Raw genomic sequence first — 277 nt, 5'->3', positions numbered from 1 at the left:
CTGGGTCGAAAGTTTCCGGCTGCTGCCGCATGTGCCGCGTCCTTCGCGCGTCGCTTTTCTGAACGGGCTCGGCGGCGCGCTGCTCATCATGAGCGCGACCGCCACCGGAATAGGCTATGGCCTTGCGGCCAATCTTCCGCCGCTGCTCGCGGCCGGAATTCTCGCGCTGACGCCGCTGACTTTTTTGCTGTCGACCGCGCGCAATGCTCACCGGCTGGTTGATAAACTTGCGCTCGGGCTTGGACTTGCGCTGTATCCGCTGTTTTCGATTTTGAAC

At 62.1% G+C, this 277-nt stretch carries 1 protein-coding gene; it reads left to right on the top strand.

Going from position 1 to position 277, the window contains the following annotated elements; genetic code table 11:
* Nucleotides 1-277, top strand: a 277-nt coding sequence (locus ACZ3HH_RS29795; protein ID WP_465810142.1) for a hypothetical protein, incomplete at both ends; no start/stop codon positions are given.

This window comes from Pseudomonas sp. PME37.24/025, from assembly GCF_055556615.1.
This window is presented reverse-complemented; position numbering and strand designations above follow the sequence as displayed.